The sequence below is a fragment of the Mycobacterium sp. 5-140-3-2 genome, assembly GCF_035666375.1.
Classification (GTDB): domain Bacteria; phylum Actinomycetota; class Actinomycetes; order Mycobacteriales; family Mycobacteriaceae; genus Mycobacterium; species Mycobacterium intracellulare.
In genome coordinates this window covers 3,174,914-3,185,465 of sequence record NZ_CP142025.1, presented here as the reverse complement: position 1 = coordinate 3,185,465, position 10,552 = coordinate 3,174,914, and the positions used below count along the sequence as shown (strand labels likewise).

General features: G+C 69.4%; 7 protein-coding genes. 3 read left to right on the top strand and 4 right to left on the bottom strand.

Going from position 1 to position 10,552, the window contains the following annotated elements:
- Window positions 1-2: 2 nt before the first annotated feature.
- The 3 genes from P6281_RS14770 to P6281_RS14760 all read left to right on the top strand — a co-directional run bounded on the left by P6281_RS14770 (window position 3) and on the right by P6281_RS14760 (window position 5,675).
- On the top strand, window positions 3-3,104 hold the full coding sequence (locus P6281_RS14770) for a type I polyketide synthase (RefSeq protein WP_014385090.1): 3,102 nt from the start codon (window positions 3-5) through the stop codon (window positions 3,102-3,104).
- 160 nt (window positions 3,105-3,264) lie between these two features.
- Window positions 3,265-4,326 carry a type III polyketide synthase gene (locus P6281_RS14765; protein WP_008257608.1) on the top strand — a complete coding sequence of 354 codons (1,062 nt, stop codon included), beginning with the start codon at window positions 3,265-3,267 and terminating at the stop codon, window positions 4,324-4,326.
- A 56-nt stretch (window positions 4,327-4,382) separates the two neighbouring features.
- Entirely contained in the window at window positions 4,383-5,675 is a 1,293-nt protein-coding gene (locus P6281_RS14760; RefSeq protein ID WP_014385089.1) for an HNH endonuclease signature motif containing protein, read from the top strand.
- A gap of 104 nt (window positions 5,676-5,779) precedes the next feature.
- Here the strand turns inward: P6281_RS14760 and P6281_RS14755 are convergent, their stop codons facing one another.
- The 4 genes from P6281_RS14755 to P6281_RS14740 form a co-directional block, all read right to left on the bottom strand.
- A complete protein-coding gene (locus P6281_RS14755; protein ID WP_014385088.1) occupies window positions 5,780-7,597 on the bottom strand; it encodes an ABC-F family ATP-binding cassette domain-containing protein in 1,818 nt (605 codons plus the stop codon).
- 23 nt (window positions 7,598-7,620) lie between these two features.
- On the bottom strand, window positions 7,621-8,307 hold the full coding sequence (locus P6281_RS14750; protein ID WP_179960077.1) for a PAS and ANTAR domain-containing protein: 687 nt from the start codon (window positions 8,305-8,307) through the stop codon (window positions 7,621-7,623).
- A gap of 90 nt (window positions 8,308-8,397) precedes the next feature.
- Complete coding sequence (locus P6281_RS14745) at window positions 8,398-9,516, bottom strand: enolase C-terminal domain-like protein (RefSeq protein ID WP_051019787.1); 1,119 nt, start codon at window positions 9,514-9,516, stop codon at window positions 8,398-8,400.
- Window positions 9,513-10,529 carry an SDR family oxidoreductase gene (locus P6281_RS14740; protein ID WP_014380313.1) on the bottom strand — a complete coding sequence of 339 codons (1,017 nt, stop codon included), beginning with the start codon at window positions 10,527-10,529 and terminating at the stop codon, window positions 9,513-9,515. Before P6281_RS14740 ends, P6281_RS14745 begins: the two co-directional genes overlap by 4 nt.
- Window positions 10,530-10,552: the final 23 nt, after the last annotated feature.

Below are 10,552 nucleotides of genomic sequence, written 5' to 3'. Positions count from 1 at the left end.
CCTTGGCCTCGACAGACGTAGCGATCATCGGGCTGGCGTGCAAGTTCCCCGGAGCGGCCGGCCCCGAGGCCTTGTGGCGGCTCATCCGCGACGGGCGGGAGAACACCCAATTCGCCGGGGAAGCACAGCAATTCGATGCCGACTTCTTCAACCTGTCGCCGCGCGAGGCGTGCGCGATGGACCCGAGGCAACGGCTGGCCCTCGAACTGACCTGGGAGCTGTTCGAGAACGCATTCATCGTTCCCGACACACTGCGGACAGAACCGGTTTCGGTGTACCTCGGGGTGATGACGGATGACTACGCCGCGCTGACCCTGCGCGACCTCGCCGACAACCTCGACCACCACACGTTCACCGGCATCAGCCGGGCGATGATCGCCAACCGGATCTCGTATGCCTTCGGGCTGCAGGGGCCCAGCATGACCGTCGACTCCGGCCAGTCCTCGTCCCTGGTGGCGGTGCACCTCGGATGCGAAAGCGTGCGGACCGGGCAGTCGTCGCTGGCCATCGCGGGCGGGGTTCACCTCAACCTGGCCGACGAAATCGCCATGCTGGAACGGGAATTCGGCGCCGTGTCGGTGTCCGGCCACACCTACGCTTTCGATCGGCGCGCCGACGGTTACGTGCGCGGTGAGGGCGCGGGGCTGGTGCTGCTGAAGCCCCTGCCGGCCGCGCTCGACGACGGCGATCGCATCCACGCCGTCATTCGCGGCAGCGCCGTCGCCAACGCCGGGCACAGCCCGGCCGGCCAGACCGTGCCGTCGGCGCGTGGCGAGGCCGACGTGATCCGCCGCGCGCTCGCCGACGCCGGCCTCGAGGCGGCGGACATCGACTACGTCGAGGCCCACGGCACGGGAACCAAAGTGGGTGACGCGATCGAAGCCCAAGCGCTGGGTGAGGTTTTCGGCGTGCGCGCACACGATCCGGTTCGGGTGGGATCGGTGAAGACCAACATCGGCCACGCCGGCGGCGCCGCCGGGGTGGCGGGTCTGCTCAAGGCCGTCCTGTCGATCCACCATTCGACGATTCCGCCGAGCCTCAACCATGCCGGCCCAGATCCCGAGGTGGATCTGAATCGCCTTGGACTGCAAGTCAATACCGTGGCGGTGCCCTGGCCGTCCACGCGCCACCCGCGGCGGGCCGGGGTGTCCTCGTTCGGCATGGGCGGGACGAACGCGCACCTCGTCGTGGAACAGCCTCCCGCCCAACCCGATGCGGCGCAATCGAACTCAGGCTTCACGGTGCCGTGGGTGCTCTCGGCCCGATCCGAACGCGCGCTCACCAACCAGGTGCGGCGGCTGTCGGACCACCTGGCCGAGCGGGAGGATCTCACCCCCCTCGACGTGGCCTGGTCATTGGTCAGCACCCGGGCGTCTTTCGAGCATCGCGCGGTCGTGGTGGGTGGCGATCGTGGGGAGTTGGCAACGGGATTGGCGGCGCTGGCGGCGGGGCAGCCACATTCGGGTGTGTCGGTGGGCCGGGGCATGCCGCCGGGCAAAACGGTGTTCGTCTTTCCCGGCCAGGGTTCGCAGTGGCTCGGGATGGGGCGCCAACTCTACGACCGCTTCGAGGTGTTCGCCCGCGCCTTCGACGAGGCCGTCGAAGTGGTGGACGGGCATGTGCGGCTGCCCTTGCGCGAGGTGATGTGGGGCGCGGGCCCGGAGTTGTTGCAGAGCACGGAGTTTGCCCAGCCGGCATTGTTCGCGTTGGGGATCGCGCTGGCGGCGTTGTGGCAATCCTTCGGTGTCGCACCGGATGTGGTGATGGGACATTCGGTGGGGGAGATCACCGCGGCGTGCGTGGCCGGGGCGCTGTCGCTGCCCGATGCGGCCCGGCTGGTGGCGGCCCGCGGCCGGCTGATGGGACGGCTGCCGGCCGGTGGGGTGATGGTGGCGGTCGGCGCCGGCGAGGCCGAGGTGGCCGCGTTGATGGACGGTGGGGTGAGCATCGCGGCGGTCAACGGCCCGCAGTCGGTGGTGCTCTCCGGCGAACAGACACCGGTCGCGGCGCTGGCCGATCGGCTGGCGCAAACCGGTCGGCGCGTACACCGGTTGGCGGTCTCCCACGCGTTTCATTCGCCAATGATGGAGCCCATGCTGGGCGAGTTTTCCGCGGTGGCGGCCGGCATCGAACCGCGGCGCCCCCGAGTCGAGTTGGTCTCGAACCTGACCGGGCGGCCGGCCGATGCCGAGTACGGATCGGCGCAGTACTGGGTGGAACACGTGCGCCGGCCGGTGCGCTTCTTCGAGGGGGTGCGCGCCGCCGAGGCGGGCGGCGCCGCGATTTTCCTCGAGCTGGGACCGGGCGCGGCGCTGACGGCCGCCGTGGACCAATCGCTGAGCGCCGAGCGGGCGGCGTCGCTGGCCACCATGCCCAAGGACCGCCCCGAGACGGAATCGACGCTGGCCGCCGCCGGGCAGCTGTTCACCCGCGGACTCGACCTCGACTGGGCGGGCGTCTTCGCCGGCCTGAACGCGCGGCGGGTCGAATTGCCGACGTATGGCTTTGCGCGAGAGAGGTTTTGGCTCGGCGACGGGCGCGGGCCGGGGGGATCGGGGGCCGCGCCCGCCGCCGTGACGCGCTCGCCCGACTTGGCCCAGCGGTTGCACGGCCTGCCGCGCGACGAACAGCAGCGTGTGCTGCTCGGGTTGGTGTGCGAGCACGCGGCGGCCGTGCTGGGATATCCGGGCGGACAGGCCATCGACCACGACCGCGCCTTCGGCGACCTCGGGTTCGACTCACTGACCGGGGTCGAATTGCGCAATCGCCTCACCACACATGCCGGGACGGCGTTGTCACGCACGGTGATCTTCGACTACCCGACCCCGGCCGCGCTGGCCGATCATCTTCGCCGGCAACTACTCCATGACGATCGCGAGGAATCCGACGACGAAAAACTATGGTCCGCGCTGAGGAGGATTCCTGTGCGTGAACTTCGCAGAACGGGATTGCTCGACAAACTCCTATTACTCGCCGGTGTGCCGGAAACACCCGAAGGCGACGCAAATGAACCCGGTCCCAGCGGTGACGATATCGATTCTTTGAGCCCCGACGATTTAATCGCCATGGCGCTCAATGCGGCGGAAGACGACGAAATCGAATGACGAATTCCCCGCTGGCGGACATGATTACGCGTACACCACGCGCAGTCAATCTGACATGTGTTGAATACCAGAAACTTTTGCAAGACCACAGCCAACCGAATAAACTTCCGGCATTACGCGGAATCGTGTTCACGTTGGTTGGCAATCAAGAGAGTAGAGCATGAGCGTCATCGCGGGTGTGTTCGGCGCTTTGCCGCCGCATCGGTACAGCCAACGCGAAATCACCGACCACATCGTCGAGTTCCCCGCGTTGAAGGAACACGAAGAGATCGTCCGGCGTCTGCACGCCGCCGCCAAGGTCAACAGCCGCCACTTCGTCCTGCCGCTCGAGCGGTACCACGCGCTGACCGACTTCGGTGATGCCAATGAGGTCTTCATCGACAAGGCCGTGGAACTTGGCTGCGACGCGCTGCTCGGCGCCCTCGACGAGGCGGGGCTCGTCCCGCAAGACATCGACACGATCGTCACCACGACCGTCACCGGCGTCGCGGTGCCGTCGCTCGACGCCCGGATCGTGGGGCGCCTCGGCCTGCGCCCGGACGTGCGCCGCGTGCCGCTGTTCGGGCTGGGCTGCGCCGGCGGGGCGGCGGGGGTCGGCAGGCTGCACGACTACCTGCGTGGCGCCCCCGACGGCGTCGCCGCCCTGGTGTCGGTCGAGCTGTGCTCGCTGACCTTCCCCGCGGTCGGCCCGACGGTGTCGGGGCTGGTCGGGACCGCGATGTTCGGCGATGGTGCCGCCGCGGTGGTCGCCGTCGGCGACCGTCGCGCCGAGCAGCTGAGCGCGGCCGGGCCCGACATCCTCGATTCGCGCAGCCGCCTGTACCCCGAATCGCTGCACATCATGGGCTGGAACGTCGGCTCGGCCGGCATTCAGCTGGTGATGTCGCCGGAACTGCCCGCCGTCATCGACCGGTACCTGGCCGACGACGTGAGCCGGTTCCTCGCCGCGCACCAGCTGACCAAGGACGACGTCGGCGCCTGGGTGACGCACCCCGGCGGCCCCAAAGTCATCAATACCATCGCCAAGTGCCTCGAGCTGCCGCCGGAGGCGCACGAGCTGACCTGGCGCTCGCTCGGCGAAATCGCGAACCTGTCGTCCGCGTCGGTGCTGCACATCCTGCGGGACACCATCGCCAAGCCACCGCCCGGCGGAAGCCCCGGGCTGATGATCGCGACGGGACCCGGCTTCGGGTCCGAACTGGTGCTGCTGCGCTGGCACTGAGCGGGTCGCTTCCGTAGGCGGCCGGTGTTGTCGGTGGTGGCTGTGATGATGACAGCATGTCGTCGATCGCGTCCGCTGAGGCCGTGGTGGTCACTGCGAGTGACCGTCTTGAGGTGCTGTTCGGGGAGTTGGCGGAGTTGGCGGGTCAGCGCAATGCGATTGATGGGCGCATTGTGGAGATCGTCGCCGAGATTGATCGTGACCAATTGTGTGGTGTGACCGGGGCGCGCTCGGTGCCGGCGTTGGTGGCCTGGAAGCTGGGCTGCTCGTCGGCCAACGCGCACACGATCGCCACCATCGCGGGCAGGCTCGAGGAGTTCCCGCGCTGCACCGCCGGCCTGCGGGAGGGTCGGCTGTCGGCCGATCAGGTCGGGGTGATCGCGGCGCGCGCCGGGCAGGGATCCGATGAGCATTACGCGCAGCTGGCCGCGGTCGCGACGGTCAATCAGCTGCGTACCGCGGTCAAGCTGGAACCGCGACCCGAACCTGAACCTCGGTCCGAGTCAGAGTCCGAGTCCGAGCTCGAACCTCGGCCCGAGATCGAGCCTGAGCGTTCGATCACTACGACCGCCACTGAGTGGGGCGCCTGTTATCGGATCACGCTGGGCCACTTGGATGCCGCGAAGTTCGACGCCGCTTTGGCGTCTCATCGTGAGGCGCTGATCGCCGAGTGGAAACACGACCACGCAAACGGCGCGGGCGTTTCCGATCAGCGGCCCCCGTTGCCCAGCACCGTCGATGCGTTCATGCGGCTGGTCGAGGCGGGTTGGGACGCCGAGGCCGCCCGTCGCCCGCATGGGCAGCACACCACCGTGGTGGCCCACCTCGACGTCGGGCAGCGCGTGGCAACCCTGCATCTGGGTCCGCTGCTCTCGGATGCCGAACGCCGCTTGTTGACCTGCGATGCCACCTGTGAGGTCTGGTTCGAACGCGACGGGCAGGTTATTGGGGCCGGGCGGGTGACGCGGGTGATCAATCGGCGGCTTCGCCGCGCGCTGGAATATCGCGACCGCACGTGCGCGGTGCCCGGCTGCGGGGCCACCCGGGGCCTGCACGCGCATCACCTGTGGCACTGGGAGGACGGTGGCCCCACGGAGTTGGCCAACCTGGTGCTGGTCTGCCCCTATCACCACCGGTTGCATCACCGGGGCGTTATCACCCTCACCGGACCCGCAGACGCCCTGACCGTGACCGACGACGCCGGCCGGGTACTGAGCCCGGGCTCACTGGCACACCCACCCACCCGACCCCCGCCCGCGGTGCCGCCGTGTCCGGGACCTACCGGGGAACGCGCCGACTGGTGGTGGTATGACCCCTTCCAACCCCAACCACCACCGACAAACAACTAGCCCGGCCAGTGCTAGCGATCAAACACGTTGGTGCATAACGAAATTCGTTCGCACCACCAGGTCGCACACCTACACCGCATCACGAAAGCTGTAGCCGCTCACCGCTATTCGAGCAATTCCGAAAGCTCCAGCCAACGGCTCTCGGTCGCGGCGACCTCGTCTTCGAGCGCGCGCAGCTCCTGCGTGAGCCGGGTGATGCCGACATGGTCGGACTGGTCGTGGGCGGCGAGTTCGTGGTGTTTGTCCTCGATCCGGTCCGCCAGCCGCGCGAGCTGGCGGTCGAGGGAGGCTACTTCTTTCTCGGCGGCGCGGCGCTGGGCGCCCGACATCGCGGGCCGCGACGCCTGCGACGGCTGCGACTCCTGCGCCGACCGCGAAGCCTGCGCCGGCCGCGCCTCTTCGGTGCCCGCCCCGTCCTGCCGCCGCTCGGCCAGCCGCAGGTACTCGTCGACGCCGCCGGGCAGGTGCCGCAACCGGCCGTCGAGCACCGCGTACTGCTGATCGGTGACCCGCTCCAGCAGATAGCGGTCGTGCGAGACGACGATCAGCGTTCCCGCCCAGGAGTCGAGCAGATCCTCCATTGCCGCCAGCGTGTCGGTGTCCACGTCGTTGGTCGGCTCGTCGAGCAGCAACACGTTGGGCTCGGACAGCAACGTGAGCATCAGCTGCAGCCGCCGACGCTCGCCGCCGGAGAGATCCGCCACGCGGGCGGACAGCTGGCCGCGTCCGAAGCCGAGCCGCTCGAGCAGCTGGGCCGGGGTCACCTCACGGCCGTCGACCTGGTAGGCGCCGGGCAGCCGGCCCAGCACGTCGGCGATCCGGTCGTCGTCGACCGCGCCCAGCGCGTCGCCCTGTTGGTCGAGGACCGCCAGCCGCACCGTCTTGCCGCGTTTGACGCGGCCGGCATCGGGCGCGATCGTGCCGTCGATCAACCCCAGCAGCGTGGACTTCCCGGCGCCGTTGGCCCCGACGATGCCGGTGCGCTCGCCCGGGGCGATCCGCCACTCGACGTCGCGCAGCACCGGCCGGCCGCCAAACGAGACCGACACGTCGAGCAGATCGATCACGTCCTTGCCGAGCCGGGCGCTCGCCAACTTGGCCAACTCGACGGTGTCACGCAGCGGCGGCACGTCGGCGATCAGCTGGTTGGCGGCCTCGATCCGGAACTTGGGCTTGGAGGTCCGCGCCGGGGCGCCGCGACGCAGCCACGCCAGCTCCTTGCGCATCAGGTTCTGCCGCTTGGCTTCGGCGGCGGCGGCCATCCGGTCTCGCTCGACGCGCTGCAGCACGTAGGCCGCGTACCCGCCGTCGAACGGCTCGACGATCCCGTCGTGCACCTCCCACGTCGTGGTGGCGACCTCATCGAGGAACCAGCGGTCGTGGGTGACGAGCAGCAGCCCGCCGGTGTTGCGCGCCCAGCGCCCCTTCAGGTGGCCGGCCAGCCAGGTGATCCCCTCGATGTCCAGGTGGTTGGTGGGCTCGTCGAGCGCGATGACGTCCCATTCGCCCACCAGCAACCTGGCCAGCTGCACCCGCCGGCGCTGCCCACCGGAGAGCGTGGCAACCGTTGCGTCCCAAGCGATGTCGGAGACCAGCCCGGTGACCACGTCGCGGACCCGCGGGTCGCCGGCCCACTGGTGTTCGGCGGCGTCGCCGACCAGGGTCCACCCCACGGTGTGGTCGGGGTCCAGGGTGTCGGCCTGGCTTAGCGCGCCGACCCGCAGCCCGCTGCGCCGGGTGACCCGGCCGGAGTCGGGCTGTTGCTGGCCGGTGAGCAGCCGCAGCAGGCTGGACTTGCCGTCGCCGTTGCGCCCGACGATGCCGATTCGCGCGCCGTCGTTGACCCCGAGCGTGATCGACCCGAACACCACCCGGGTCGGGTATTCGAGGTGTACGGCCTCGGCTCCGAGTAGGTGCGCCACCGGCCCGACCCTACTGGCGCGTGCTATTCCAGCGTCAGCAGCGCCTGGTCCACATGGCTTTGCGTTTCCGCTGACGCCTTGCTGGCCACGGCGTCCAGGAAGCGGCCGGCGACGTCGCGCACCTTGAGGTTGGACTCCTGGGAACGCCACACCAGGATGTCGAACGCCCGCTCGGCGGAAATGCCGTAGGTGACCATCAGCACGCCCTTGGCCTGCTCGATGCGGGCTCGGGCGTCGGCGACCGCCGACAGCACGTTGGTGATGTCGGTGTGCAGCGAGTCGGTGACGTCGACGTAGAAGCCGGACGTGCCGGCCAGCGCACCGGCGTCGTCGACCATCCGATCCCCGGCGACGACGACGCAGTGGGTGCGCCCGGCGGTGTCGATGATGCGGTGTCGGCTGCTGAACGGCTTCCCCTTAATCACCCGCTCCAGCACGGCGGCCACCCGTTCGCGGTCCTCGGGATGCTTGTGTTGCAGCAACAGTTCCGTGGTGGGCTGCACCTGTCCGGGCTTGTAGCCGTGCATGCGCGCCACCGCGTCCGACCATTCCCAGCGATGGCCGTCCAGAAAGAACCGGAACCGGCCGACGCGCTGCGGATCGCCGAGACCGAGCACCGAGTCGACCGCGCTGAGGTCGCGCTCCTCGACGACGTCACGCATGAGCGCCTCGTGGCGCTCCACGGTTTCGTCGTCCGAGTTCACTTTCATCGCGCCTTGCTCCATTTCCGTTTGTGAAAACCCTGGCGTATCGGTTCCCGTTTTTTGCCCCGTCCATGCCTGCCGGCAGCGGCGGGGTTCTCAGGCCACCCGGTACCGCTCGGCGTCGCTGTGCTTGAACTCCAGGCCGAACCCGGGCCGGTGTTGATCCGGCCGCAGGGCGCCGCCCTCGGGGGCGAGCGCGCCCTCGAAGAGCATGTGCTCGATGCGGTGGTGATCGTGGAAGTACTCCAGGTGCCGCAGATTCGGGATGGCGGTGGCGACGTGGGCGTGCAGGTTGGGGGCGCAGTGCCCGGAGACGTCCACGTTGCGGGCGGCGGCCACGGCGGCGGCGCGCACCCAGTCGGTGATGCCCCCGCAGCGGGTGACGTCGATCTGCAGGCAGTCGACCGCGCCGGCGGCCAGCATTCGGTGGAAATAGGCCAGGTCATAGCCGTATTCGCCGGCGGTGACGTCCGGGGTCACCTGGTCGCGCACCTCGCGGAGCCCGGCCAGGTCGTCCGAGGAGACGGGTTCTTCGAACCACGTGACGTCATGATCGGCCATGGCGTGGGCCACCCGGATCGCCTGCTTGCGTTGGTAGGCTCCGTTGGCGTCGACGTAGAGTTCGGTGCCGGGCCCTATCACCTTGCGTGCCAAGGCTATTCGATCAAGATCGCGACGCTCGTCGGAGCCCCATGACTCGCCGATCTTGATTTTGACGCGCGGGATCTGCCACTCGTCGACCCAGCGTTCGAGCTGGGCGCGGGTGGTGCGTTCGTCATACGTGGTGAAGCCGCCGCTGCCGTAGATCGGCACCGCGGGATGCGCCATGCCGAGCAGTCGGCACACCGGCAGCGCCAGCAGCTTGCCCTTGAGGTCCCACAGCGCGGTGTCGATCGCCGAAATCGCGCACGACACCAACCCCGGCCGCCCGTTGTTGCGCATCGCCTTGACCATCGACTCCCACCGGGCGGGGATGTCGACGGCGTTGTGCCCGGTGAGCGTGCCGGCCAGCGGCCCGGTGATCAGCTTGCCGCAGGCGCCGTCGCCATAGGTGTAGCCGATTCCGCGCTCGCCTCCGGCCGACACCTCGGCCAGCACCAGCGTGGTCGACGACCAGGCCAGGGTCCCGTCGGCTTCCGGTGCGTCGGTGGGGATCTTGTAGACCTGCGCGCTGACCTCGTCGATGGTCGTGTCGAGCCGGGCGGCGGTCGTCATCGCGCCCACCGGCGGCCGGCGCGCGCCGCGAGCCACGCGCCCACACCCGCGGCGCCCAGCGCGCCGGTGCCGCTGACGACCGGGTGCTGCGACGCCCACAGCTGCGGGCTGTGGGTGTGCGACTCGTCGTCGAATTCGCCGCGGGCGCCGTGATCGCTGCCGGGTTGCGAGTCGAGCGGTTCCCAGAGGTTGTGGGGCCGGCCGGCGCTGACGTGCTCCTCGGTCTGCTGCGAGTCGTATCCGGTGCGGCCGAGGTAGCGGTCCAGCAGCGGCGCGACGAACTTCTGCGCCAGCAGCGTCACCATGGTGGAGTCGCCGACCCAATACTGTTTGCGCCCTGGGTGATCCGCGGCGTACAGCACGCCGCGGGCGGCGACCTCGGGCTGATAGATCGGCGGCACCGGTTGGGGGTGGCGGGGCAGCCGGGACAGCACCCACGAGAACTGCGGGGTGTTGACCGCGGGCATCTGCACCACGGTGATCCGCACCTTCGAGCCCTCGTGAAGCAGCTCGCAGCGCACCGACTCGGTGAACCCGTTGATGGCGTGTTTGGCTCCGCAGTAGGCCGATTGGAGCGGGATGGATCGTTGCCCGAGCGCGGAGCCGACCTGCACGATGGTGCCGCGGTCGCGGGGGCGCATCTTGGCCAGCGCGGCCATGGTGCCGTGCACGTAGCCGAGGTAGGACACCTCGGTCACGCGTTTGAACTCCTCGGGGCTGATCTCGGTGAACGGCGCGAACACCGAGGTGAACGCGACGTTGACCCACACGTCGATGGGACCGAATGCGGCTTCGGCCTCGTCGGCGGCGGCGACGACGGCCGCGTGGTCGGCCACGTCGGTCGGGATGGCCAGGGCTTTGCCGCCGCCGTTCTCGACGTCACGGGCCGCGCCTTCCAGCCCGGCGGCGCCGCGGGCGAGCAGGGCGACGTTCGCGCCGCGCTGCCCGAACTCCTTCGCGGTGGCGCGCCCGATGCCGGCGCTGGCTCCCGTGATCACCACTGTCTGAGTCATCGCAATCCCTTTCGCTCGGTGTC

Bases quoted from the DNA above. Each gene is read 5' to 3' on its own strand.
- P6281_RS14765 (WP_008257608.1), top strand. From the start codon at position 3,265: ATGAGCGTCATCGCGGGTGTGTTCGGCGCTTTGCCGCCGCATCGGTAC.
- P6281_RS14760 (WP_014385089.1), top strand. From the start codon at position 4,383: ATGTCGTCGATCGCGTCCGCTGAGGCCGTGGTGGTCACTGCGAGTGAC.
- P6281_RS14740 (WP_014380313.1), bottom strand. From the start codon at position 10,529: ATGACTCAGACAGTGGTGATCACGGGAGCCAGCGCCGGCATCGGGCGC.
- P6281_RS14750 (WP_179960077.1), bottom strand. From the start codon at position 8,307: ATGAAAGTGAACTCGGACGACGAAACCGTGGAGCGCCACGAGGCGCTC.
- P6281_RS14745 (WP_051019787.1), bottom strand. From the start codon at position 9,516: ATGACGACCGCCGCCCGGCTCGACACGACCATCGACGAGGTCAGCGCG.